At 32.0% G+C, this 26,468-nt stretch carries 23 protein-coding genes; 13 read left to right on the top strand and 10 right to left on the bottom strand.

The window, feature by feature from the left end:
- The 3 genes from Ollyesu_RS08225 to rlmB all read left to right on the top strand — a co-directional run bounded on the left by Ollyesu_RS08225 (position 1) and on the right by rlmB (position 3,102).
- Positions 1-1,509 (top strand): RagB/SusD family nutrient uptake outer membrane protein, encoded by a 1,509-nt coding sequence (locus Ollyesu_RS08225; RefSeq protein WP_279300758.1) that lies wholly within the window; start codon positions 1-3, stop codon positions 1,507-1,509.
- 60 nt (positions 1,510-1,569) lie between these two features.
- Positions 1,570-2,304 carry a hypothetical protein gene (locus Ollyesu_RS08220; RefSeq protein WP_279300757.1) on the top strand — a complete coding sequence of 245 codons (735 nt, stop codon included), beginning with the start codon at positions 1,570-1,572 and terminating at the stop codon, positions 2,302-2,304.
- A gap of 63 nt (positions 2,305-2,367) precedes the next feature.
- On the top strand, positions 2,368-3,102 hold the full coding sequence (gene rlmB, locus Ollyesu_RS08215; RefSeq protein ID WP_279300756.1) for a 23S rRNA (guanosine(2251)-2'-O)-methyltransferase RlmB: 735 nt from the start codon (positions 2,368-2,370) through the stop codon (positions 3,100-3,102).
- Here rlmB and Ollyesu_RS08210 read toward each other — a convergent pair.
- A complete protein-coding gene (locus Ollyesu_RS08210) occupies positions 3,097-3,846 on the bottom strand; it encodes a rhomboid family intramembrane serine protease (RefSeq protein ID WP_279300755.1) in 750 nt (249 codons plus the stop codon). The genes rlmB and Ollyesu_RS08210 overlap by 6 nt on opposite strands.
- Before the next feature lie 124 nt (positions 3,847-3,970).
- Between Ollyesu_RS08210 and Ollyesu_RS08205 the strand changes: the two genes are divergently transcribed.
- Positions 3,971-5,248 carry a replication-associated recombination protein A gene (locus Ollyesu_RS08205; RefSeq protein ID WP_279300754.1) on the top strand — a complete coding sequence of 426 codons (1,278 nt, stop codon included), beginning with the start codon at positions 3,971-3,973 and terminating at the stop codon, positions 5,246-5,248.
- On the opposite strand, the gene Ollyesu_RS08200 is transcribed toward Ollyesu_RS08205, so the two are convergent.
- The 4 genes from Ollyesu_RS08200 to radC form a co-directional block, all read right to left on the bottom strand.
- Positions 5,245-6,057: a hypothetical protein gene (locus tag Ollyesu_RS08200; protein WP_279300753.1), complete on the bottom strand. Its 813-nt coding sequence runs from the start codon at positions 6,055-6,057 to the stop codon at positions 5,245-5,247. The genes Ollyesu_RS08205 and Ollyesu_RS08200 overlap by 4 nt on opposite strands.
- A gap of 2 nt (positions 6,058-6,059) precedes the next feature.
- Positions 6,060-6,752, bottom strand: coding sequence for a YjjG family noncanonical pyrimidine nucleotidase (locus tag Ollyesu_RS08195; protein ID WP_279300752.1), 693 nt, complete (start codon positions 6,750-6,752; stop codon positions 6,060-6,062).
- On the bottom strand, positions 6,736-7,962 hold the full coding sequence (locus Ollyesu_RS08190) for a polysaccharide deacetylase family protein (RefSeq protein WP_347567246.1): 1,227 nt from the start codon (positions 7,960-7,962) through the stop codon (positions 6,736-6,738). Before Ollyesu_RS08190 ends, Ollyesu_RS08195 begins: the two co-directional genes overlap by 17 nt.
- 72 nt (positions 7,963-8,034) lie before the next feature.
- The gene (gene radC / locus Ollyesu_RS08185) at positions 8,035-8,733 is read right to left on the bottom strand and encodes a DNA repair protein RadC (protein ID WP_279300750.1); all 699 of its coding nucleotides are present in this window, start codon (positions 8,731-8,733) and stop codon (positions 8,035-8,037) included.
- A 37-nt stretch (positions 8,734-8,770) separates the two neighbouring features.
- Here radC and Ollyesu_RS08180 point away from each other — a divergent pair, with 37 nt between their 5' ends.
- Genes Ollyesu_RS08180 through Ollyesu_RS08165 form a run of 4 tightly spaced genes read left to right on the top strand, consistent with a single transcriptional unit; the run spans position 8,771 to position 10,859 of the window.
- The gene (locus Ollyesu_RS08180) at positions 8,771-9,214 is read left to right on the top strand and encodes a DUF1569 domain-containing protein (RefSeq protein WP_279300749.1); all 444 of its coding nucleotides are present in this window, start codon (positions 8,771-8,773) and stop codon (positions 9,212-9,214) included.
- Between the two features lie 6 nt (positions 9,215-9,220).
- Positions 9,221-9,817, top strand: a complete 597-nt coding sequence (locus Ollyesu_RS08175) for an FMN-binding negative transcriptional regulator (protein WP_279300748.1) — start codon at positions 9,221-9,223, stop codon at positions 9,815-9,817.
- A 10-nt stretch (positions 9,818-9,827) separates the two neighbouring features.
- Positions 9,828-10,190: a DUF1304 domain-containing protein gene (locus tag Ollyesu_RS08170; RefSeq protein WP_279300747.1), complete on the top strand. Its 363-nt coding sequence runs from the start codon at positions 9,828-9,830 to the stop codon at positions 10,188-10,190.
- A gap of 36 nt (positions 10,191-10,226) precedes the next feature.
- Positions 10,227-10,859, top strand: a complete 633-nt coding sequence (locus Ollyesu_RS08165) for a porin family protein (protein ID WP_279300746.1) — start codon at positions 10,227-10,229, stop codon at positions 10,857-10,859.
- A gap of 135 nt (positions 10,860-10,994) precedes the next feature.
- Here Ollyesu_RS08165 and Ollyesu_RS08160 read toward each other — a convergent pair whose 3' ends face one another.
- The 3 genes from Ollyesu_RS08160 to Ollyesu_RS08150 all read right to left on the bottom strand — a co-directional run bounded on the left by Ollyesu_RS08160 (position 10,995) and on the right by Ollyesu_RS08150 (position 14,907).
- Positions 10,995-12,407 (bottom strand): hypothetical protein, encoded by a 1,413-nt coding sequence (locus Ollyesu_RS08160; protein ID WP_279300745.1) that lies wholly within the window; start codon positions 12,405-12,407, stop codon positions 10,995-10,997.
- A 131-nt stretch (positions 12,408-12,538) separates the two neighbouring features.
- Positions 12,539-13,894 carry a Mur ligase family protein gene (locus Ollyesu_RS08155; RefSeq protein WP_279300744.1) on the bottom strand — a complete coding sequence of 452 codons (1,356 nt, stop codon included), beginning with the start codon at positions 13,892-13,894 and terminating at the stop codon, positions 12,539-12,541.
- Between the two features lie 68 nt (positions 13,895-13,962).
- Complete coding sequence (locus Ollyesu_RS08150) at positions 13,963-14,907, bottom strand: tetratricopeptide repeat protein (protein WP_279300743.1); 945 nt, start codon at positions 14,905-14,907, stop codon at positions 13,963-13,965.
- A 176-nt stretch (positions 14,908-15,083) separates the two neighbouring features.
- On the opposite strand from Ollyesu_RS08150, the gene Ollyesu_RS08145 reads away from it, so the two are divergent.
- The 5 genes from Ollyesu_RS08145 to Ollyesu_RS08125 all read left to right on the top strand — a co-directional run bounded on the left by Ollyesu_RS08145 (position 15,084) and on the right by Ollyesu_RS08125 (position 24,288).
- Positions 15,084-21,671 carry an MG2 domain-containing protein gene (locus tag Ollyesu_RS08145; protein WP_279300742.1) on the top strand — a complete coding sequence of 2,196 codons (6,588 nt, stop codon included), beginning with the start codon at positions 15,084-15,086 and terminating at the stop codon, positions 21,669-21,671.
- A 144-nt stretch (positions 21,672-21,815) separates the two neighbouring features.
- Positions 21,816-22,187: a DoxX family membrane protein gene (locus Ollyesu_RS08140; protein WP_279300741.1), complete on the top strand. Its 372-nt coding sequence runs from the start codon at positions 21,816-21,818 to the stop codon at positions 22,185-22,187.
- 97 nt (positions 22,188-22,284) lie between these two features.
- Positions 22,285-22,539 (top strand): autorepressor SdpR family transcription factor, encoded by a 255-nt coding sequence (locus Ollyesu_RS08135; RefSeq protein ID WP_279300740.1) that lies wholly within the window; start codon positions 22,285-22,287, stop codon positions 22,537-22,539.
- Positions 22,540-22,543: 4 nt separating this feature from the next.
- Positions 22,544-23,182: an SdpI family protein gene (locus Ollyesu_RS08130; protein ID WP_279300739.1), complete on the top strand. Its 639-nt coding sequence runs from the start codon at positions 22,544-22,546 to the stop codon at positions 23,180-23,182.
- 5 nt (positions 23,183-23,187) lie between these two features.
- The gene (locus Ollyesu_RS08125) at positions 23,188-24,288 is read left to right on the top strand and encodes an alpha/beta fold hydrolase (protein WP_279300738.1); all 1,101 of its coding nucleotides are present in this window, start codon (positions 23,188-23,190) and stop codon (positions 24,286-24,288) included.
- On the opposite strand, the gene obgE is transcribed toward Ollyesu_RS08125, so the two are convergent.
- Both obgE and Ollyesu_RS08115 read right to left on the bottom strand, forming a co-directional pair.
- Positions 24,285-25,280 carry a GTPase ObgE gene (obgE, locus tag Ollyesu_RS08120; protein WP_279300737.1) on the bottom strand — a complete coding sequence of 332 codons (996 nt, stop codon included), beginning with the start codon at positions 25,278-25,280 and terminating at the stop codon, positions 24,285-24,287. The two genes, Ollyesu_RS08125 and obgE, sit on opposite strands and share 4 nt — an antisense overlap.
- 59 nt (positions 25,281-25,339) lie before the next feature.
- Positions 25,340-26,455, bottom strand: a complete 1,116-nt coding sequence (locus Ollyesu_RS08115; RefSeq protein ID WP_279300736.1) for an adenylate kinase — start codon at positions 26,453-26,455, stop codon at positions 25,340-25,342.
- Positions 26,456-26,468: the final 13 nt, after the last annotated feature.

The raw sequence follows: 26,468 nt of genomic DNA, 5'->3' as shown, positions 1-26,468 counted from the left end.
ATGAAAAATTTATTAAAAATCGCTTTTGTATCAGGTTTGATGCTAAGCTTAGGAAGCTGTTCTGAAGATCTACTAGATAATAGTGGAGTATCAGGAAATAGCCAGCCTACACAATTATTAACTTCAGCACAATTAAGTGAAGCTGCTGAAACTAACACTAACATTCCTGCTGCATTCATTAATGGATTGTATGCACAAATGATTCAAGCTGGATCAGGTGGAACTAACTTAAATCATGATGATTTTGGTCACAAAGCTTATGATATCTACGGAGATATGTTATCTGGAGATATGGCTCTTAGTGTTAGTACATATGGTTGGTATCGTGCAGACATTACAGAATTTCAAGCACCTTTAGATTTTACAAGAGGTAGAAACAGAATGGTATGGAGATACTACTACAGAATAGTTAGATCTGCAAACACTGTAATTGAAAACTTAGGAGGTAATAATGCAGTTCCAGAAGTAGAAGAAAACAAATATGCAATGGGTCAAGCTAAAGCTATGCGTGCTCATTCTTATTTCTACTTAGCACAGTATTTCCAAAAAGAATACAATGCATCAGAAGCAATTTTACCGTTATATACTGAACCAATTAATCAAAACTTGCCAAAGTCTAGTGCTGAAGAAGTATATAATTTAATTGAACAAGATTTGACTGATGCTATTGCATTATTAGATGGATTTAACAGATCTGCTAAAAACCAAGTTAATCAAGATGTTGCTAAAGCAATTTTAGCTTATGCATTAGGCGCTAAAGGTGGTAGAGATACTGATGTTGCTAACTTAACACAAGAAGTTATTAATTCTGGTAACTACACAATGCTTGGTTCTGGAGATGTTACAAACTGTTTTTGTGACGTAAACTCACCAAGTTGGATGTGGGGAATTGATATTACTGAAAATAATAGTTTAGGTTTAGTATCATGGTGGGGACAAGTTGACGCTTGGTCTTACAGTTATGCTTGGGCTGGTGATTACAAAGTAATAGATGCAGATTTATTTGCTGCTATTCCAAGTAATGACGCTAGAAAAGCTCAATTCTTTAACAATCCATCAAATGGAAGACACTTACAACCATTATTTAAGTTCTACGCATCTAGCCAAATTGGTGGTGCTTCGCAAATTGTTACAGCAGATTACGTATACATGCGTATAGAAGAAATGTACTTATTAAATGCTGAAGCAAATGCTAGAGCTGGATTTGAAGGTCCTGCTAGAACAAGCTTAAAAGCTTTATTAGACCAAAGAGTTCCTAGTTCTGCATACGTAGATGGTTTATCTGGTCAAGCTTTAGAAGATGAGATTTACCTACAAACTCGTATAGAATTATGGGGAGAAGGGAAAAGTTTCTTAGCTATGAAGCGTAATGAGGCTACAACTGTTAGAGGATCTAACCACTTATCATTTGTAGGTGATCCAATACCTTATAATGATGAAAGAATGCAATTTGAAATTCCACAAGACGAAATTCAAAACAATCCTTTTATAGGAAGTCAAAACCAATAATCTAATTTAAGATACTACCCTGATTAAGGGTAGTATCTTAATTATTATAATAACTAAATCATGAAAAACTTTAAACTAATTTTATTAACTTTTGCTACAACTGCTTTATTTTTCACAAGTTGTGAAGATGAACTTGAAGCACCTGGAACAAATTATGTAACTTTTGAACAAGATAGAACTTTAGAAGTAGTACCTGATGGTACCTCTACATTTGATGTAATGGTATATTCAGCTAACTTTGAAGGTTCAGATAGAACATTTAGTGTACAGGTATCTGACGCATCTACAGCAGATCCTTCAACTTACAACTTACCATCTACTGTTACTATTCCTGCCAATACTAATTCGGGAAAATTACAAGTAACTGCTACAGATGTTGATTTAGATTTAGCTACTGCTAAAACTATAGTGTTAAATTTAGTTGGTGGTGATGGCTTATCTGTTGATGATGGAATTACTTTATCTTTATTAGAGCAATGTTTATTCAACAAAGTAGTCTTAAATATTGCTTTTGATTCTTGGCCTGAAGAGGTATATTGGTCGATTACTGACTCTAATGGAAACGTAGTTACTGAAAATGGACCATATTCTCCATACGCAAATGCATATGCTGGTTTATCAGGAACTTTAGCGTCTACACTTTGTTTAGAAAGTGGAACTTATACTTTTACTGTAACTGATGATTATGCTGACGGAGCTGGTCCTATCTCTTTAAGTACTTTAGATGGAACAACTTTATTTAGTTCTTCAGGTGCTTATGGTGCTGGTACATCTGGTACATTTACATTACCGTAATAGCTTACCACATATCAATATAAAAAAACCGTTCTTTGAACGGTTTTTTTATACCTTTACTTTATGGAAAAAACTACACAAATATTTGGTCTTAGAGCAATAATAGAAGCAGTTAACGCTGGAGAACACATTGACAAAGTCTTTTTACAAAAGGGATTAAAAGGCGAATTATTCCAAGAGTTAGAGCTTATTTTAAAAAACAAAAGAATTAACTCATCTTATGTACCAGTTGAGAAGTTAAATAGATTAACCAGAAACAATCATCAAGGTGCAGTAGCCCAAATTTCCCCTGTGAAGTTTTATAACATTGAGGAATTATATGAAAAGGTTTCTACAGAAACCGAAACTCCGTTGTTTTTATTATTAGATCAATTGAGCGATGTTAGAAATTTTGGAGCAATAATACGAACTGCAGAGTGCACAGGTGTTAATGGCATCATTATACAAAGTAAAGGTGCAGCTCCTGTCAATGGTGACACAATTAAAACCAGTGCTGGTGCAGTTTTTAAAGTCCCTATTTGTAGAGTGGATCATATAAAAGATGCTGTATTTTTTCTACAAGCATCAGATATTAAAGTAATTGCTGCAACTGAGAAAACAGATAATACCATTTTTGATGTCTCGTTTAAAGAACCATGCGCAATTATTATGGGATCTGAAGGAAGAGGTATAAATCCCTCCGTTTTAAAACTAGCTAACGAAAAAGCTAAATTACCTTTATTAGGTCAAATAGAATCACTAAATGTTAGTGTAGCTTGTGGTGCTTTTTTGTACGAAGCGGTAAGACAGCGTCTATAAGTCTTTGTTTTCTCTGAAGGTGTAGTTAATGTTTAGAGAATTCTTTTCTTTTGGAAATGCTTCTTCAGACTCCTCCTCTATTACACGTTCAATAAAGTTTCCGTTTTCATCAAAATGTTGTAAAAACTCATCATCGTCTTCATTATAGTTTGGATCTTCCCAAACGTATCGTTTTGGCTTAGCAATTTGTTTTCTAAATATAAATGCAAAAAATAATCCAACTATTAATCCACTTAAGTGACCTTCCCATGAAACGCCTTCTTCTAACGGTAGCGTATTCCAAATCAAACTTCCGTATAAAAAAGCAACCAATAAGGACAAGGCAATTAATCTATAATGTTTAGCAATTACACCTTTAAAAAAAATAAAGCTAGCTAATACGTAAATTAATCCACTTGCACCAATATGGTATGATGGTCGTCCAAAACACCAAGTTAAAAATCCAGAAAGCAAGATTCCAAAAACCAAAACTTTAAAAGCTATTGGTCTATAAAAATAAAATAGAGCAGTGCTTAAAACAAATAACGGAATAGTATTATGCCATAAATGTGAAATTCCAGAATGTATAAATGGGCTACAAAAAACACCTATTAATCCAGTTACTTTTTGTGGATAGATACCTAGACTATTCAAATTAAAACCAAACCTAATTTCTAAAGCAAAAATTAGCCATATCAGCATTACAAATGCTATTGGGTAAGCAATAACATCAATAGTAAATTTAAAAGGTTCTTGTTGTTTCATAAAATCTAAATATAGCAAATAGTTAACCAAAATTATATAGGTGAAATATTGTCATCATTAGGATAGTTAATAACTAGGTTTGATAAGATTCCTGTTTTCACAAGAATTAATTTAATTTTACAATATGAATACGCCTTTAGCCGAAAGATTACGTCCACAGACCCTAGACGACTACATTAGTCAGTCGCATTTAGTAGGTAGACATGGAACGCTAACAAAACATATCCAACAGGGTTTAATACCAAGTATGATACTTTGGGGACCTCCAGGAATTGGTAAAACAACACTGGCTAATATAATCGCGACAACTTCAAAACGTCCATTTTACACCTTAAGTGCTATTAGTTCTGGTGTTAAAGATGTACGCGACGTGATTGAAAAAGCTAAAAATAGTGGCGGATTGTTTACGACTAAAAATCCGATTTTATTTATAGATGAAATTCATAGATTTAGCAAATCACAACAAGATAGTTTGTTGCAAGCTGTAGAAAAAGGTTGGGTAACATTGATTGGCGCTACAACCGAAAACCCAAGTTTTGAGGTCATCTCAGCTTTATTGTCACGTTGTCAGGTGTACATTTTAAATGCTTTTGAAAAAACAGATTTAGAAGCACTTCTAAAGCGTGCAATTGAAAAAGACGAGTATTTATCAAAAAAGACTATAAAACTAAAGGAAACTACTGCTTTATTGCGTTTGTCTGGAGGTGACGCTAGAAAACTATTAAATATCTTTGAATTGATTGTCAATAGTGAAGACAAAGACACAATTACCATTACAAATCAATTGGTTTTAGATAGGGTGCAAAATAATACTGTACGTTACGATAAAACTGGAGAACATCATTACGATATAGTGTCGGCTTTTATCAAATCTATAAGAGGCAGCGATCCTAATGCTGCAGTGTATTATTTAGCTAGAATGGTTGAAGGTGGAGAAGATGTTAAGTTTATTGCACGTCGCATGTTAATTTTAGCAAGTGAAGATATTGGTAATGCTAATCCTACTGCATTAGTTATGGCTAATACCACTTTTCAAGCAGTGACTACTATTGGATACCCAGAATCAAGAATTATTTTAAGTCAATGTGCTACATATTTGGCATGCTCGGCAAAAAGTAATGCTGCATATATGGCTATTAACCATGCACAACAATTGGTAAAACAAACTGGTGATTTAAGTGTGCCTCTAAATATTAGAAATGCACCAACTAAATTAATGAAAGAGATAGGTTATGGCGAAGACTATAAGTACAGCCATAATTATAAAAACAATTTTACTGAACAAGAATTTTTACCTAAAGAGATTTGTAACACCAAGTTATACGATCCAGGTGACAATGCTAGAGAACAAGCACAACGTGAGTTTTTGAGATTACGATGGAAAGAAAAATATGGCTATTAAAATTTAATATTCAAAAGCCGTTTTTTTAAGGTATCTCCTTGATAATACTCTAAAACCCAATTAGCATCTAATTTATAAATGATAGCTTCTTGACCGTCTACCAAAAATACATTATTAAGATTTGTGTTTTTAATTTTATAAACAACCTTGGGTTGACTATCTACTAACTGAAATCCGTAAGGTATTTTCTGGGCGTATAAAATATTTACTGTTGCTTCATTTTGGGTTTTAGCTGGTACATTAACATCTTTTTTAACTTCTTCTATGTTTACTTCTTTTTCTAATTCTATAGGACCTGCTTGTACAATTACTTCAGCTTTATCCTCACTGTGTTGAGCTTCCATTTCAGGTTTAACTTCTGTAGCTTTGTTATAATTATGCTTAAAACTATCAAAAGTTTTAAAAGCATTTCTTAATGCTATATTATAAGCAGTTTTAAATTGTTTTTCTCTGGATTCACCTTCACCAGAACTAAAGACCACTTCATTTTTACAATTTTTAAAGTTTACCGTCAATTTGGTTTTAAACATGTTGTTATTTTCAGTCACATCAACATATAAAGACAGACAATTGTTACCGTTTGCTTCTTCTGGTAAGTTTTCAGATGCTAAATAGGCTTTAAAATCTTGTTTTTCTAATAAAAACTGTGTCAACTCGTTTAACCTATAGTCGTTTGGGTTTTTTTGACAAGAAAACTGTTCTGGTACAATGATGTACTTATAGTCATTTAAGTCTTTTTGGGCAATTAAGCTATTAGAAAAAGTAAATATTACTGCTAAAAATAAAATTATTTTATATTGAAAATTCATAATTATAAATATTTTTTAATGTCTAATAAGTGATTAATGACTTTAATTTCTGGTTGTAATTCTGCATTATGATAATTAAAACAAATTGCATCCAAACCTATGTTTAAAGCGCCTAAAATATCTGCTTCGTAATTATCACCTATCATAACACTATTCTGTGTTTTAGCTTTGGCAATATCTAATGCAAAATTAAATATTTTAGGATTAGGTTTTTTAACACCAGCAGATTCTGCACTGGTTACTGTTTCAAAATAATGATCTAATTTTGAAACTTTTAATTTATTACTTTGTGCCTCTCTAAACCCATTGGTAATTATGTGCAATGTATATTTGGTTTTTAAATACTCCAATATTTCAAAGGTGCCATCATACACATGATTAAAGCTAGTTAAATAACTTATATAATCTTCAGAAAGTTGATAAATTAATTCGTCATCTACCTGAAATTGTAAAGCATCAAAGGTTTCCTTAAGTCTATTATATCTTAAATTATCTTTAGTGACCTTCTCATCTCTATATAACTTCCAATATTTTAAGTTTATAGGTTCATAATAACTTAAAAAATCATTTAAACTAGTATTCACTTTGTGCTTTTCAAAAATAAACTCAAACGTTAAGGCTGAGTTTTTATCAAAATCCCATAGCGTGTGATCTAAGTCGAAAAAAACATGCTCTATTTTATTTAGTTTTGGCATCTAAAATTATGTTAAATAAGGTTTTAAAATGTTTCCAACGCTCTTGTTTGCTAAAAGTATAATTATGAAAGACTGGAACAAAAGTTCCGTTTACATTTTTGATGTTTTTAATTATTTTTTTTAAAACTTCCTCTTTATCTAGTAGCGATTGGTATTTTAAAAATGCAAAATCTAAAGCATGGTAAGGTACAATTTTTAAAGGTGTTTGTGTTTCAAAATCTAAATCATAGAACAAAAAAGGTGTACATGTACCTGCCCTAAAACCTAAATGATTAACATAACCCATAGTATAATCTTCTGGTATTTCTAACTCGACTAAATGACGATACGATTCTGGCAAATTGACCTTAGAAAACGATTGTCTGGAACCTATAATAGAATTGTTAATTATAGCCTCCATCCTACGCTTCTCCTCTTTTAATAGACTTAAATTTGATAAGGCGAAAAACGATGTTTTGATACCAACTTGACAATAGTCTGCTATGTGTTTTATAAGCGACACAAACTTTTCTTTTTGAGGGTTGATATTTTTATCATAAGTCGAAAAATCGCCAACCGAAAAGAAAAACACAAACTTAAATTTTGAGGACTTTTGTTTGTTTATTATATACTTATACGTGTCATATGGGTCGCGTTTAAATCCAGATAACACAGAATATCTCTCGTATAATCGTCTAAATTTAAATGTAAATATATCTTTAGTAGTCCCACCAAACGTACGCATAATTCCCTTTAATTTGTACTCGTAAGCGACTGGTACATCAATCACAGGTTTGACATTATATTTTTGTTTAGGAAACTTAAAATTTGGATAATTCTTTTCTAAAATAGCTTTAAACTTGTAAGCCCAAATATCTACTACTGGTTGATCTAAAAATTGATTTTTAAACGCTAAGCTTTCTTGAGCTGTAAAGCGCCCATACTCATCTTTTACGTGAGGTAAGTATTCTTCATAACGACTAATTAAATAAAACGTTGCTGCAAAAATATCAAACGGTATTACACTTTTTTCACCAGTAGTAAAAAAGCATTTGGTGTTTTCCCAAGGTAACACATTAATATCTAAATCTGACAGACCTTGGTCAAAAAGTAGCTCGTTACTACGTACAAAAATCTCACTACTTAAAGGTTGTCTAGTGTAAGACATCTTTAAACTGTCGTGTGCTATAAATTCTTCAATAGTCGTTGTAAAATGGACTGGAATGCCCAAAATTCTGGTGCAAATTTGTTTAAAAACATATTTGACTCTGGGTGTGATTTTATGTGTATAAACCAATAACATTTACAGTAAATTTTCATCTGCAAAGCTAAAATAACTTTGCTCTGTAACTATTAAATGGTCTAAAACTTTTAGGTCTAAGCTTTGTGCTGCAACTTTTAATTTAGTAGTCACTTCCTTGTCGGATTGACTAGGTTTTAAAGTTCCTGACGGATGGTTGTGTGCTAAAATTAGCCCTACTGCTCCAACTTCTAAAGCGGTTTTTAGTACTAATCGAGTATCTACTAAAGTACCTGTTATACCACCTTTACTTAATTGACTTTTATGAATCACTTTATTAGAATTATTTAAATAAATTATCCAAAATTCTTCATGTGGTAACTCACCAATAATAGGTTGCATTAGCTCGAAAACAGATTTACTGGATGTGATTTTCTTTTTTTGTAGTGCCTCTTCTCCTCTACGTCGTCGTCCTAATTCTAAAGCAGCAATTATAGTTATGGCTTTGGCTTCACCAATTCCTTTGAATTGCATTAATTGCTTGATGGTGAGTTTGCCTAATTCGGTTAAATTATTATCTGTTGTTGCTAAAATGCGTTTGCATAAAGCCACTGCACTTTCTTCTCTGTTACCAGAACCTATCAAAATAGCAACTAATTCTGCATCACTAAGGGCTGCTTTTCCTTTATATAACAGCTTTTCACGAGGTTGATCGTCTTGTGACCAATTTTTAATTGAAAATGAAGTATTTTTATCAGACATTTTATAAATCTACATATTTTTTTTAATACTTTTTAAAATGAAATCTTTATTAGAAACCGAAGCTTATAACGAAATTAAAAACAGAATAGAAAACCTTTCTGAAAATGCTTCACCAACTTGGGGAAAGATGACAGTTGGACAAATGGCACACCACTGTCAAGTGGCACTTAACGTTGCTTTACAAAAAGAGGATTATGGTTTAAAACCTAATTGGTTAATTAATTTACTATTTAAAAAATCTATGTATAATGACAAACTTTGGAAGCCTAATATGCCTACAGCTAAAGCGTTTAGAGTTACCGAAGACAAAGATTTCAACTCAGAAAAAGAAGTGTTAGTTAATTTGATAGATGATTTTCATCAACAAAAAGACAAAAAATACTGGCACAATCATCCGTCTTTTGGTAAACTAACAAAAGAGCAATGGGGACAAATGCAATACAAACATTTAGATCATCATTTTAGACAATTTGGTGTTTAATTTATTATGAAATATCCTCCTAAACATCATCAAGACAATGATAAACTTCACCTTATTGAAGTCATAAAAACGTATCCATTAGCCACAATCATTTCTGTAAAGGATAATGCACCATTAGTAACACATTTACCATTAATTTATCGCGAATCTGACGGTAAATTAATAGGACACATAGACATATACAATCCGCAAACCAAGTTGTTACAAGACAATAACGATATTACCATTATCTTTTATGGTCCACAATGTTACATCTCGCCTAGTGTGTATACCACAACACAATTACCAACATGGAATTATATTCGCGTACACCTTACAGGAACAGTTTCCAAAATTGAAAGCGATGAAGCTTTAAAACAAAGTCTTATTACTATGACCGAGTTTTTAGAGGCACCAGACCACAAGTATATTTTAGAACCTGACAACCCTAGATTAATTGCTAACCTTAGCTATATCAAAATGTTTGAAATTACTATCAACACTTGGGAAGGCAAATTTAAACTATCTCAAGACAAACATCCAAGAGATACAGAACACGCTAGAAATGAATTGTTACGAGCCAATCAAGAAAGTATTAAACAATTTTTAGATAACATCTTTTAAAACGAAAACCATGAACATACTATTAAAAATTATCATTGGTATTGTAGCAGCACTTCACCTCTATTTTCTATATTTCGAAATGTTTGCTTGGGAAACCATAGGACGCAAAACCTTTAAAAGTTTACCTAAAGACCTATTTAAACCAACCAAAGGTATGGCAGCCAACCAAGGATTATACAATGGATTTTTAGCTGCTGGATTGATTTGGACTTACTTTATAAGCAATCCTGAATGGTACAACAACATTGCGTTATTCTTTTTAGGTTGTGTTGCTGTTGCTGGTATATATGGTGCATTAAGCGTATCAAAAAAGATATTTTTTGTGCAAGCGGTTCCTGCTTTGATTGGGATTGGGTTAATCTTACTTAAATAATTGTATTACACATTTGGCTCTATAAAAATTTCATATATGTTAAGAAGAAAAAATAATATAAAAAAACTATTATGTCTTACACTACTACTAAGCAGTTTTTTATGCATAGGACAAACAAGAGATAAAGGAAACATTGAGTTAACTCCGATAATTGGTTATAGTGCCTCTTATAACATTGGGTCTTTTATTTTCGGTTCTTCACCATCCTCTGGAATTCATATAGGAGTTTACGGAAATTATTATTTAAATAATAGATGGAGTTTACAATCTGGTCTACTATATCAAAACATGGGAACTGAAAAGGTCAAATTTTTTATTTTTAGTGATGATTATAAAGAAAAATCAAATTACTTAACAATCCCTTTAATTGTAAATTACCATTTTGGAGCCAATAGAAATTGGTATTTTAATTATGGTGTAAGTCTAGGGTTTTTAACCAAAATAGAAGGTAATTATGATGATGGTAATGGATATGTAGATATAATAGATATAGGTAACCCTATTCAATTTGGTCTAAATTCTGGAATAGGCTACAAGTTTGAAATCTCCCCTAACCTAACTATTGTTATTGATAATTATAATATGATTGGATTGACAGACACTACAGATCAAAGAAATGCCAAAAACTTTTACATGAGTTTTAATTTAGGAGCTGTCTTTAAAATTTGATAGTATTCTTACTTTCTAAATAATAAAAACTACCCAATCACCTCCTTCACCTCATCAAAATCCAATCCTCCATAATTGCCACTACTCATTAACAATAACGCTTTATTATCAAAGTTTTGAGAGAATAAATAATTTTTAACGTTTATAATTTTCTCTAATTATTATTGGATAAAGATTTAATAACCTCAAGCGCTCTTTATTAAAAGCTTTACTTCCAAAACCTTTAGCATTGTATGAATAAGGATAAATTTTAAAACCTATTTGCTCCTCTTTTCTTAGTTCTTCAGCAGCTATAAAATGTGCTGACAACACATCTATATAATCTTGATATGTAGTGTTTTCATCATAAATATATCTAAAGTATGTTTTAGCATTTATTCTATTTTTAAAAGATTGTTTTAAGTCTTCTTTAGAAACACTTAATCCATTTAATTCTACATTTTTATTTACTTTAATTAGTAACGAATCACTAAATCTAGTTTCTTTTGGTAATGGTGGTAAATAAGAAGGAAATGGAAATTTAACTCCAGTTTTTTCTTCTTCTATTTTTAATACATCTGGAGAAATTTTACAACTAATTTTGTTAATTTCCAAATTGTTAAATACTCTATTGATATCTGTTGTAATATAATTAACTTTATATAAATTATTAATCAATAGTTTGGCTTCTAACTCTTTAATAAAATGAAGTTTTAATTTTGAATCTGCAATAATATTAACAGGAATTCTTGGCAGCATTTCTTCTCTAATCCAACTCTTTCTTTGTTTTAGAAATTCATGGATTTTATTTATGTCTAATCTCTGATGCTCATCACTAAATAGTTCTAATTTGTTAAAACTGTTCAACTTTAATTTTATCGTAATTCCATTATATATGTTGTAATTACTATCATATAAAGAGTGTGGCAAATCAATTACAGGATTATTTCTTAGCGCGACTTCTTCTACTTTCTTATAATCAGTAACATCAAACTTGGCCAAAGTCAATACTAATAAAACTGTACCTAAAAAATGAAATATTAAAATCTTGTATTTATTCTTTTTTATGAGTAACAATAAGGTTTTCCATATGTCTAAATACAAAACAACGAGTATTAAAAGTATCAATGGATAATAGAACACTGCACCTTTAAAATTAAAACCAAAAGATGAAAACACTCCAAATGTGACACCAATCCTCAAAAACCAATGTGTGAAATTCGCACCTAAAAAAACTTGGTCATTTAGTAATCTACTTCTTTTTGGGTTTCTTGTATCAAAAGCATTTGAAGGTCTTGAAAACAAAAAACTAATAAAAACAGAATTACCAATTATCACAGATATTCCAGCATAAAGTATGTTTGATTTATATTTTTCGTTTTCACTAACTGAGGTTGGAAAATCTGTAAAACCTATTTCTAAAACTTTATAGACATCATCTAAAACATAAAAAAAAGAATATAAAACATTAGCGCTAGCAAGACCAATTATTAAAGCTAAAACAAAACGTCCCTTGGTTATAGCTTTATAATTTATTGAAGAATCAAAAAACAGTCTTTTAAATTTCATAAAGGTTAGTTGTATATATTGGTAACCTTTTTCAATAAAACGTTACAAAAACCGCACTGTCATTCCTGTGAAAGCAGAAACCAAAAAATAAGAACTATTTTTAATAAGATTCCTTTTTTCAAAGGAATGTGTTACCCAATCAACCCCTTTACCTCATCAAAATCCAATCCTCCATAATTGCCACTACTCATTAACAATAACGCTTTGTTATCAAAATTTTGAGAGAATAAATAATTTTTAAAATCGTCTGGATTGGTATAAATAATTAAGTCGTCGCGTTCAAACGCAGTCGCAATTTGCTCGTGTGTGACTTCTTCCAATTTTTTAATTTCTACTGCATGTGGACTATAAAATACCACTGCAACATCTGCTGCATCTAAAGCGCCTTTATATTCTTTTAAAAACTCTGCATTTAAGCTACTGTATGTGTGTAACTCTAAGCAAGCAACTAACGTACGGTTTTCGTATTGCTCTTTAACTGCTTTTGTAGTGGCTTCTACTTTACTTGGCGAATGCGCAAAATCTTTATAGGCGACACTGGTTTTGCTTTCGGCAATTTTCTCAAGACGTTTGCTGGCTCCTTTAAAGGTTGCAATTGCTTCATAAAAATCGTCTTCATCAATTCCCATATGTTGACAAATCCATTTTGCTCCTGCTAAATTGTTTAGATTATGTTTTCCAAAAACCTCTATTGGCATTGGTCCTTCTGGTGTTTCTAAAAGCGTTTCGCCATCTTCTACAGTATAGTCTGGTGTGTGGTAGGCTATTTTACGTATTGGATTTTCAGATGCTTCCACTACGCGTTTTACTTCTGGATCTTCTTCGTTATAATTTATACTTCCACCTTTTACGATGCTATCTACAAAAATGCTAAACTGCTCCACATAATTTTCATAGGTTGGGAAGACGTTAATGTGGTCCCAAGCAATTCCACTTAACAACGCTATGTTAGGTTTGTATAAATGAAATTTTGGTCGTCTATCAATCGGACTACTTAGATACTCATCACCTTCTAAAACAATAAAATCGTTGTCTTCAGTAAGTTTGACCATAACATCAAAGCCTTCTAATTGTGCACCAACCATATAATCCACATCCTTATCATGATAATGCATCACGTGTAATATCATAGAGGTAATAGTTGTTTTACCATGACTTCCACCAATAACTACTCTAGTTTTGTGTTTGGATTGCTCGTATAAAAACTCCGGATAGCTATATATTTTTAAGCCTAATTCTTGCGCTTTTAACAACTCAGGGTTATCTGCTTTAGCATGCATACCAAGTACAATTGCATCTAAAGTATTGGTTATTTTTTCTGGAAACCAACCAAATGTTTCTGGTAATAATCCCTTGGCTTGTAAACGCGATTTTGAGGGTTCAAAAATGGTATCGTCGCTTCCTGTAACTTGATATCCTTTATTGTGTAATGCTAATGCTAAGTTGTGCATGGCACTTCCACCAATAGCTATAAAATGTACATTCATTATCCGTAATTTGTAGAGTCTTCAAAGATAATAATTGCTAGTATAAGTAAAGCACTTTTTGTGAGATACTACAAATCGTCCTTAAAGTCTTTAAACACTTCAATATCTGGCAACTCACTTATGGCTAAGTTAATATACTTAAGCGCATTAGTGCTATCTTTTTTGTGTTTATAGATTTGTGCTAAGCGGTAATTAGCCCAAGCTTTTGGAACACCATCTTTAGCAGAGTAGTTTTGGATATATACTTTCAAGCATCGCTCACCTTTATCTAATTGTACGTTATAATCTGCACATACCTTACCTATTTGATAATGCAAACTGTTACGTTGATGCTTGATTTGTGCAGCTTCCATATTAGCAACTGCTTTGTCTGGCTGGTCTTCTTTGGTATACAATTCAGTTAGCTTTTCATAACAGGTTAAAGAACCACCAACTTTAATCGCTTTTAAATAGTACTCTTCTGCTAATTCTGGTTCGTCATCATATTCATAAATATAACCTTTAGCTAAATACCCATCAACTTTAGATAGGTTTTCTAATTGGTTAGCATATTTAAGGGACGTTTTTTTACTACCTCCAATAATACCTGGTAATTGCATATATAATTCTACTAAAGCCCAACGTGCTTCAATATGATTTGGATCTAATTCTGCAGCTTTTAAAAATGACGATTTTACATCTCCAATAATGCCTAAAGCAGATATTTTACTAACTGATAAGGCTTTCATCCCTAGAGCACCACCTAATTTATAATGGTAATTAGCATTATTAGGTTTTGCTTTAACTAACCTTTTATATGCTGTAGCAGCTTCATCCCATTTTTTTTGGTGTCCATAAGCATCACCCAACAATTCTATAGCTTCCAAATTATCAGAATTATTGTCTACAAACAACTTTAATTCTTTTTCGGCTTTACTAAATTGTTTACTCTCTAAAAACGTTTTTCCTTTTTGCACAGATGTTTGAGCTATAACAAAAATTGGGAAAATTAAAACTAATAAAAATGTTTTCATCTTGAATTATAAAGGTTTACAAAAATAGTATTCTCTTGGTATTGTTTTTGATTTATATGGTTAAATTTTACTTAACTTTAAATCCACAACGCTTCCCTCATTGAAACGTTTACTTTACGCATTTATGCTTTAGTTGGTTTTAAAACTAAACTATATTGCTTAAAAAAATTAATAACATGAAGCATCTGTCCACTTTTTTAATGATATTATTATTTGCAACATCCTACTCTCAAACCAATAACTATTCCAAACTATGGAATAACGTTGAGACGCACGAAATTAACGGTTTACCAAAAAGTGCATTGGAAGTTGTTAAAACTATTGAGGCTAAAGCTATAGCAGAGGATAATAACGAACAACGTATTAAAGTTTTATTATTTAAAAGCAAGTTTGCATTACTCCTTGAAGAAGATGCACAACTAAGTATTATTAACGACTTTAAAGCTGAAATTACTACAAGTAAAGCACCAACAAAAAACGTATTAGAAAATATGTTGGCGACCTTATATTGGCAATATTTTCAGCAAAACAGATATAAATTTTACAACCGTACAAAAACTGAAGAGAAAGCGGATAACATAGATTTTAGAACTTGGGATTTAGAAACTTTATTTGCAGAGATTAAACTTTATTTTGACAACTCGTTGCAAAATGGATTGTTGTTACAGCAAACGTCCATTAATCAGTTTGACGAGATCATTACAAAAGGAAGAGATTCTGAAGTGTATAGACCAACGTTATTCGATTTTTTAAGTCATAATGCATTAGAATTTTATAAAACCTCAGAAAACAGTATCACGCAACCTGCTTATAAATTTTTGATAGATAATCCTGAGTATTTATCCGCTTCAGAAGCATTTTCTAAGATAAACATCACGTCTAAAGACTCGACATCATTGCAATTACAAGCTTTGAAAGTTTATCAGGGTTTAATTCAATTTCATTTAAAAGATAAAGAACCGTATGCCTTAACCGAAGTCAATACAGAGCGTTTAGACTACGTGTATTTCAATGCTACTTTTGAAAATAAGGAAGATATTTACTTAAAAGCACTTCAGGCTGAAGCCGAAAAACACAACACACACGAAGTCTCTGGGTTGTACAATTTTAAAATTGCTACGCTATATAATACACAAGGTCAAGCTTATAACAAAGAGACTAATCCTGAGGTAAGATTTAAAATAAAAGACGCTTTAGACTTGTGCAAACAGGTTATAACAGACTTTCCAGATAGTAAAGGTGCTGGTTTATGTACTGCGTTACAATCGCAAATTTTACAACCTAGTTTAACCATAACTGCTGAGCAGTTTGTACCAATTAACACCCAATCGCGCTTTTTAATAGGTTACAAAAATGTCGAACAACTTAAGTTTGAAGCCCATAAAATTACCAAAAAGCAACGAGATGCCTTCACGAAAATTTATAAAGAGGATGAGAAAAAAGCGTTTATAGACAAGCTAAAGGTTGAAAAATCATGGACTTCTTCTCTAAAAAACGACAACGATTACCAACGACATACTACCGAAGTTTTAGTGCCAAATTTGGATAATGGTTTATATCTAATTGTTGGACAGTCTACCGATTTAGACGACAACTTTTTTGCAACTGCCTTAACACAAGTTACCAATATTGCTATTGTTAATTTTCAGGATGAAAATCAAGTCTTTTATCAAGTTATTAACCGTAATAATGGTCAACCACTACCAAATGCTAAAGTAGATATTGATTATATGTATAGAAACGAAATAATCAATACTGTTACCACAACAACGGATTCTAAAGGTATTATCGCTATATCTAAAAACAAAAGTTACAAGCGTAATAACGTGGCTTTAACCATTAAAACCAAATCTGATATTGGGTATTTTGGTAATTACTATATCAATAATTATTACAGAAATCATGAGGATAACGACACTAACTATCGTGCGTTTATTTTTACCGATCGTAGTATTTACAGACCATCGCAAACCGTTTATTTTAAAGCAATTGCTTTAAAAAATAAGAATAATAAAACCGAAGTTATTGCAAATAAAAAAGTGAATGTGGTTTTATATAACACAAATGGCGAAAAAGTAAGTTCGTTAAACCTAACAACCAACGACTTTGGATCTGTTTCTGGCGAGTTTATGTTACCAAATGATGGTCTGACAGGTACCTTCAACATAAGAATTAGTAACAATAACTTGTATGGAAATACGTCTATTTCTGTAGAGGAATATAAACGTCCAAAATTTGAAACTAATTTTAATCCAATAACAGAAACCTTTAAAGTTAACGATAGTGTAACTGTAAAAGGTGAAGCTATTGCGTTTGCAGGCAGTAAAATTACAGATGCAAAAGTGGTGTATCGTGTGGTAAGAAATGTACAATATCCAGTGTGGTACAGATGGTACAGACCAAGCTATTATAATGTAGATTCTCAAGAAATCACACATGGCGAAACCACAACTGATGCTGATGGAAACTATGAGGTTGTTTTTAAAGCCATTCCTGATGAAACCGTAGACAAATCTGGCTTACCTATTTTTAGTTACGAGGTCACAGCAGATGTCACAGACATTAATGGCGAAACTAGAAGTACTTCAACCATAGTCAGAGTTGGGTATCATGCGTTAACTGCTACTATTGGTATTAAACCAGTAATAGATAAGACGGAAAAAGACCACCAAATAACTATTACCACACAAAACCTAAATGGTCAATTTGTACCAGCAAAAGGAACACTCAATATTTATAAACTGCAAGCTCCAAATACTGTATTACGTAAACGTCCTTGGGCTGCTCCAGATTATCCTGGGTTTACTAAAAACGACTTTAAAAGTTTCTTCCCTCATGATGCCTATACTAATGAGGACAATCCTGAAAATTGGGAAAAAGGCGACTTGGTATTAACTAAAACGTTTGACACAGAACAATCCAAAACCATCGACTTAAAAAACATCAAAAAATGGTTGTCTGGAGCGTATATAATCGAGTTAGAAACTACAGATAAATTTGGTCAAGAAGTCAAAGACAAAGCAAAAACTATGTTGTTTTCTGATAAAGACAACACACTTGCAGACCAACAATTATTTAGTATTACTACAGACAAATCTAGTTACGAGGTTGGAGATAAAGTCGTCTTAACTTTAGCAACTGCTGCAAAAAACCTAACAGTGACAGTAAGTGTAGAACGCGATTACCAAATCGAAAAAAACTACGTCATAACTTTAAATGAAAACAAAAAAACAATCTCAATTCCTGTTGAGGAAGGTGATTTAGGAGGTTTTGGTATCCATTATAGTTTAGCTGCTTTTAATAGTTATCAAGGTGGTAGTATGACTATACAGGTACCATATCCTAAAACCGATTTAGAGATTGAAACCCTAACCTTTAGGGACAAACTGCAACCAGGTAAAGACGAAACGTGGAGCTTTAAAATTAAAGGCACAAAAGGCGAAAAAATAGCATCCGAGTTTTTAGCAAGTATGTATGATGCGTCTTTGGACGAATTTAAATCACATAACTGGAACTACTCCAACTTTACACCACGTAGTTACTATGCGTCTTACAGAAGAGGTGATGGTAATAGTTTTGGAACCACTTACTTTAGAGTTAATAGACCTTACAACTACACTAGTTTTAACAATCTAAAAAGCTTTGATCAGTTTAATTGGTTTGGCTTTACTATGAATAATAATAGCTGGGTCTATCAACAATACATTAACAGATTAAAAGTAGACAGAATAAGAACCGCTTATGATGGTAGCGTTAAAAAAGGCTTTGTAACAGGAACCGTAACTGATGAAAACGGATTACCTCTTCCGACTGGAAATGTAATGGTTAAAGGCACTTCAGAAGGAACATCTACAGACTTTGATGGTAACTATTTAATAAAAGCTAGTGCTGGAGATATATTACAATTTAGTTATGTAGGTTATGAAACACTTGAAAAAACTGTTGGTGCTGATAATGTTATTAATATTAGTTTAAATCCAGATACTAATTTAGATGAAGTGGTTATTTCTGGTTATGGAACTAAAAAAAGATCGAGAATAGAATCTAAGTCAGTTGTAATGGATGATTTAGAAGCGGAAGCTCCAATGGAAGCCAGTTTTTTACAAGGAAGTGTAGCAGGAGTACAAGTAGAAAACGATTCTAAAAAAGTTGTAATTAGAGGAGCTGCTTCAATTAGCGATTTATCAAATCCATTGTATGTTGTTGATGGAGTCATAGTTAGCGATATAAAATCAATTAATCCAGACGACATACAAGAAATATCAGTATTAAAAGGAGATGAAGCTACTGCGTCATATGGAGTAAAAGGTGCAAACGGAGTCGTAATAATCACTACTAAAAGGGGAGCAAAAGAAGACTTCTCTCAAGTCAAAGCTAGAACCAATTTGCAAGAAACAGCCTTTTTCTTTCCGCAATTAGCAACTGATAAAAATGGTAATGTATCTTTTAATTTTACAACACCAGAAGCTTTAACCAGATGGAATCTTAATTTGTTTGCGCATAACCAACAAGGTAATTATGCAAAAAGTACATTACAAACAGTTACTCAAAAAGACCTCATGGTGTTGCCAAATACGCCTCGTTTTTTACGTCAAGGAGATGATATTGTAATTAGCACTAAAATATCTAATCTTACAGACAAAATAATGTCTGGTCAAGCTAAATTAATTCTGACTGACCCAATAACTAATAAAGATGTAACATCTAGATTATTAAAATTAACAACTGCTTCTAATGAATTAAAAAAGAAATACAAAGATCAAGTTGCTAATTTTATGGTTAAAGCTAAAGGCAATACTGAAGTGTCTTGGAAAATTAGTATTCCAGATGACGTTCAAGCTATTCAGTATAAAATTTTAGCAAAATCAGGCGATTTTAGTGATGGAGAACAAAACGCATTACCTGTGTTAACTAACCGTATGTTAGTGACAGAAACCTTACCAATGTGGATTAAAAGTAACGAAACTAGAACCTTCACTTTAGATAAGTTAAAGACTACAAGTTCTTCAACTTTAAAACACCACAAATTAACCTTAGAGATGACCAGCAATCCAGCTTGGTATGCAGTACAAGCGTTACCATATTTAATGGAATATCCATATGAGTGTAACGAGCAAACCTTTAGCAGATTTTATGCTAATAGTCTAGCCAGTCATATTGTTAATAGTAATCCACGCATTAAAGAGGTGTTTAACCAATGGAAAAACAGTGATGCGCTACTAAGCAATCTTGAAAAAAATGAAGAATTAAAGTCCATTTTAATTCAGGAAACTCCTTGGTTACGCGATGCGCAGTCAGAAACCGAACAGAAAAAACGAATCGCATTATTATTTGATTTAAATAAAATGACTAGCGAATTAAATCGTGCCAAACGCAAACTTAAAAATAACCAAATGTCTGATGGTGGATGGTCTTGGTTTGGAGATTACAGAGCTAACCGTTACATCACACAGCACATTATTACTGGTTTTGGACATCTAAAACAACTAAACGTAATTAGTGATAAAGATGGAGATATTATGGATATGGTAGTAGACGCTCTAGACTATTTAGATAATGAGTTTGAAAAAGAATATAACGACTTAACTAAGTATACTAATGACGTAGATTACACCAAAGACCATCTAAGTTACACGCAATTGCATTATTTATATATGCGAAGCTTTTTTCCGGAGTTTAAACAATCTAAAAAGCAACAAGAAATTCACAAATACTACTTATCGCAAATTAGAAACTATTGGTTAAAACGTCCATTATATGCAAAAGGTATGATGACTTTAATTATGAGTAGAAATAATGATACTACAACTGCAAATGCAATATTAAAATCTTTAAAAGAAAATAGTATTACGTCTGAAGAATTGGGTATGTATTGGAAAGAAAACACTAATTCTTACTATTGGCATCAAGCATCAATCGAGACTCAAGCACTAATGATTGAAGCGTTTGCAGAAGTTGGTAAAGGATTTCAGAGTGAAACGAAAAATCTTGAAGATATCGACAACCTAAAAATCTGGTTACTTAAAAACAAACAAACTAACCGATGGAAAACCACTAAAGCTACTACAGAAGCAGTGTATGCATTATTATTACAAGGTAGTGATTGGTTGAGTGTGACAGATATGGTTGATGTGGTTTTAGGTGGTGAAAAAATAACTCCTGCTACTTTAGAAGATGTCAAAGTGGAAGCTGGAACAGGATACTACAAAACATCTTGGTCAGGTTCTGACATCACTCCAAAAATGGCAGATGTTACATTAACCAAAAAAGGAGAAGGTATTGCTTGGGCAGCTTTATACTGGCAGTATTTTGAGGATTTAGATAAAATCACTTCTGCAGAAACACCACTTAAACTGAAGAAGCAATTATACTTAAAAACCAATACTGATACAGGTGAAGAAATCTCTGCAATAACCAAAAACACCAAACTAAAGGTTGGCGATTTAATTAGAGTACGTATCGAATTAAGATGCGACAGAGCAATGGAATTTATCCACATGAAAGATATGCGTGCAGCAGGATTAGAGCCTATAAACGTGTTAAGTCAATATAAATATCAAGATGGTCTTGGCTATTACGAAGCAACTAAAGATGCATCAACAAACTTCTTTTTTGACTATTTACCAAAAGGTATTTATGTATTTGAATACGATTTACGTGTCAACAGTGCTGGTAATATGAGCAATGGTATTACTACTATTCAAAGTATGTATGCTCCAGAATTTAGTAGTCATAGCGAAGGTGTACGAATTACTGTAGAATGATAAAAAACTTTAAAGTATATAAAACCACCTATTCTATTAGAAAAGGTGGTTTTATTATTAAATAAACCATTTACTATCCAAGCAATTAGTTTACATGGAATATATTTTATATATTTAGTGTTACTAACTTAAAATCAATAAATTATGAATTCAAAAGTATTTATGGTACTTAGAATATTACTAGGTGCTTTTGTCCTATTTTTTGGGCTTAACAAGTTTTTTCATTTTATAGATATGGGAGAAATGAGCGAAGCTGCTGGTAACTATTTTGGAGCTTTAACTGCAACAAAAACAATGACCCTTGTTGCAATAGTAGAAATTATAGCAGGAATAGGATTAATTTTTAACAAATTTGGGGCTTTATTGGCGCTAATACTAATGAGTATTTCTGTATGTGCAGTATTATTTCACGCCACGTTAGAACCAGCTACGATTGCAGGATCATTAATATTACTTGTACTAAATATTGTAGTACTTTATGGTTATAAAGACAAATATAAATCGTTATTACAATAGATTAATAGTAAAAATAGTTTAAAGGCTTTCAAATATTTGGAAGTCTTTTTTGTGATTTTAAAATAATATTTAGATATTTGTCTAAATACCTAAATAGATGAATGCGTTATTCAAAGCCTTAAATGATAACACAAGACGTGAAATCTTAGAGTTACTTAAAGAAAAGGATCTCTCTGCTGGTGATATTGCTAATGCTTTTAATATTACTAAACCTAGTATATCACATCACTTAGATATTTTAAGGCAAGCAGATTTGGTAACTAGTGAAAAAAAAGGTCAGTTTGTGGTGTACTCTATCAACACGACAATTTTAGAAGATATTTTACAATGGATAATAACCTTAAAAAAATAGGATTATGAATTTTAAAAAAGAACTTCCGCTATTAATAATAATTGTATTACCATTAATTTATTTGGGCTATATCTATAATAGTTTGCCAGAAACCGTGCCAACACATTGGAATGCTAGTGGAGAAATTGATGGTTACGGTAATAAGTCAACCTTATGGCTAATTACCTTACTATTGCCAGTTTTAGTATATGTTATTATGACCGTTGTACCTAAAATAGACCCTAAAAAAAAGATTGCAACTATGGGTAAAAAGTATAATCAACTTAAGTTTTTCTTGGTTTTGTTTATGTCTATTTTAGCTTTATATATTATACACAGTGCAAAATCACAAAGTCTTTCTAATCCAAATGTTATATATATTTTAATAGGTTTATTATTTACCTTTTTAGGTAATTATATGAAAACCGTTAAACCTAACTATTTTATTGGAATAAGAACACCATGGACTTTAGAAAATGAAACTGTATGGAAAAAAACACACCAACTAGGAAGCAAATTATGGTTTGCTGGTGGCTTATTAATTGTTTTTGTAGGGTTGATTTTTAAAAATGAAACTGCAGCAACCTTATTTTTAGTTATTGTAATTATTTTAACTATTATTCCACTGTTACATTCCTACTTAGAATATAAAAAATTAAACTAATTATTATGAAAACTTCAATAAATATTACAGTTATTTTAATTCTTATGTATTCTGGATTATTATTCTCTCAAACCGAAAAGCCCCAAACACCAAAAGCACCTTTTAACTATACAATTGAAGAGGTAACTTATTCAAATAAAGATGCAGATAGTGTTTTACTCTCAGGTACTTTAACCTTACCTAAAGAAGTAAAAAATCCAGCAGTAGTCATTTTAATAAACGGTTCTGGCGCTCATGATAGAGATTGTAATATTGCTGGACATAAACCATTTTGGGTTATTGCAGACTACTTAACCAATAACGGAATAGCTGTTTTACGTTTTGATGAAAGAGGTGTTGGTAAATCTACAGGAGATATTAGAAACGCAACTACTTATGATTTAGCGTCAGATGTAGAAGCTGGCATAAAGTATTTAAAAACTAGAACAGATATAGACCAATCAAAAATTGGTTTAATTGGTCATAGTGAAGGTGGTATTATTGCACCAATGGTAGCCTCAAAAAATATTGATGTTGCTTTTATTGTAATGCTTGCTGCACCAGGAGTAAGAGGTGATCAACTATTAGAAACTCAAAATAAAAAAATTTTAAAATCAATAGGACTTACTGAGGAAGCTATAAACATTCAACTTGAATTAAATTCTAATTTTTACAGAATTATACTTGAAGAAAAAAATTATAGTATCCGAACTAAGATTGAAACCTTTATTAATAAATACCAAGAAAAAAATAAAGACAATAAAACTGTAGCATTTATTTTAAATCCAGTTGCAAAAAAGCAAATGATAGACACTTATTCTATCCCTTGGTTTATTGAGTTTATTAGGTTAGACCCAAAACCATATCTAGAAAAAACAACTTGTCCTGTTTTAGCATTAAACGGAACTAAAGATTTTCAAGTATTACATGAAATTAATTTACCTGCAATAGAAGCACATCTTAAAACTGCTAAAAACAAAGATGTAACTATAAAAAAATTAGAAAATTTAAATCACTTGTTCCAAACCGCTAAAACTGGATTAACTAGTGAGTATACAACATTAGAAGAAACCTTCTCCACTAATGCGCTGAAACTAATTAGTGATTGGATTAAGACTCGCTTTTAGTTTAACATTTTCCAGAGTGCATCTTTCAACTCGGTTAATCCTTGTTGCGCCACACTTGAAATAAATAAATATGGTATGGGTAGACTTTGGTCTAGTTCTGCTTTCATTTCAGCTTTTAGCTCGTCATCCAACATATCGGATTTAGAAATTGCGATTAACCTATCCTTATCCAACATTTCTGGGTTATAACGACGCAATTCATCTAACAAAATATCATATTGTTCTTTAATATCTTTTGCGTCTGCAGGAATCATAAACAGTAAAATAGAGTTACGCTCTATGTGACGTAAAAAGTAATAACCAAGACCTTTACCTTCTGCAGCTCCTTCTATAATTCCAGGTATATCTGCCATTACAAACGTCTTAAAATCACGATATTTTACAATACCTAAGTTTGGTTTTAGTGTAGTAAACTCGTAATCTGCTATTTTAGGTTTAGCAGAAGTTACTACTGATAACAACGTAGACTTTCCAGCATTAGGAAAACCAACTAAACCAACATCTGCTAAAACTTTAAGTTCTAATGTTATAAATTTTTCTTCAAGAGGCAAACCTGGTTGTGCATAACGAGGTGTTTGATTGGTAGAGCTTTTAAAATGCCAGTTTCCTAATCCTCCTTTACCACCTTCTGCTACAATACGCTCTTCACCATCTTCTGTAATTTCAAACAGTATTTCATTAGTTTCAGTATCTCTAACTACTGTTCCTAATGGCACATCCATATACATATCTTCACCATCTGCTCCAGAGCTTCTGCTTTTACTACCATGTTCTCCATGTCCAGCACGCACATGACGTTTAAACTTAAGGTGTAATAATGTCCAAAGGTTAGAGTTTCCTCTTAAAATAACGTGCCCACCACGTCCACCATCTCCTCCATCTGGTCCACCTTTTGTGATAAACTTTTCACGATGTAAGTGTACAGATCCCTTTCCTCCATTTCCGGAAGAGACATGCATTTTTACGTAGTCAACAAAATTACCCTCTGTCATTATTTTAAATTAAAAGTGAAAAGTGAAAAATTGCTCACTCTTATACTCTACAACAAATGTTATAGTTTATCTATTACTTGATGTAAGCGCTTTGTAATCTCTTCAATACTACCAATACCATCTACTCCGTAATATTTATTTTGTGCAGCATAAAAGTCTTTCAAAACAGCTGTTTCGTTATAGTATACTTGTATCCTGTTTCTGATAATTGCTTCGTCAGAATCATCCTTTCTACCGCTTGTTTTTCCTCTTTCTAATAAACGTTGGACTAACACTTCATCTTCAACTTCTAGAGCTATCATAGCATTAATCTGCGAATCTTTAGCGTCCATAATTTTATCTAACGCTTTGGCTTGTGTCTCATTCCTTGGAAAACCATCAAATATAAAGCCTTTAGCTCCTGCGTTGCGTTCTACTTCTGCTTCCAACATATCTATAGTTACTTGATCTGGTACTAAATGTCCTTTATCCATGTAAGATTTAGCAAGCGTACCTAAAGCAGTTTCGTTTTTAATATTATATCTAAAAACATCTCCTGTAGAGATATGCACTAAGTCGTACTTTTCCTTTAAAAAATTAGCTTGCGTTCCTTTACCTGCACCTGGAGGTCCAAATAGCACTAAATTAGTCATGTGTTGTGTTGTTTTTAATTGGTAAACTGCTGGTAAATCTCGTCCTAACCCATCGTAGTCTAATCCATAACCAACAATGAATTTATTAGGTATTTCTATACCAACATAATGTAATTTAAAATCTTTTTTGTAAGCTTCTGGCTTGTAAAACAATGTTGCAATAAGCAGTTGTTTGACGTTTTCATTTTTAAAAATACGATGCACTTCATGTAATGTGTTCCCAGTATCTATAATATCTTCAAGAATCACAACTGTACGTCCACTTAAGTCTTGTGTTAATCCTATTAAGCGTTGGATATCTTCTGTAGATTTAACACCTTCATAAGATGCTAATTTAATAAAAGTAACTTCGCATGGCTTAGGGTACTTTTTAACAAAATCACTAACCAACATAAAAGACCCATTTAAAATACCCACAAAAACAGGTACTTCATCACCTAAATCTTTTGCTACTTGTTCTGCCATTTTGGACACAGCAGCATCAATCTCTTCTTCAGAAATAAATGACTTAAATTGTTTGTCGTGAAGCGTAATAGTTTGCATTAGATAATTTTAA

The sequence above is a fragment of the Olleya sp. YS genome, from assembly GCF_029760915.1.
GTDB lineage: Bacteria > Bacteroidota > Bacteroidia > Flavobacteriales > Flavobacteriaceae > Olleya.
This window is presented reverse-complemented; position numbering and strand designations above follow the sequence as displayed.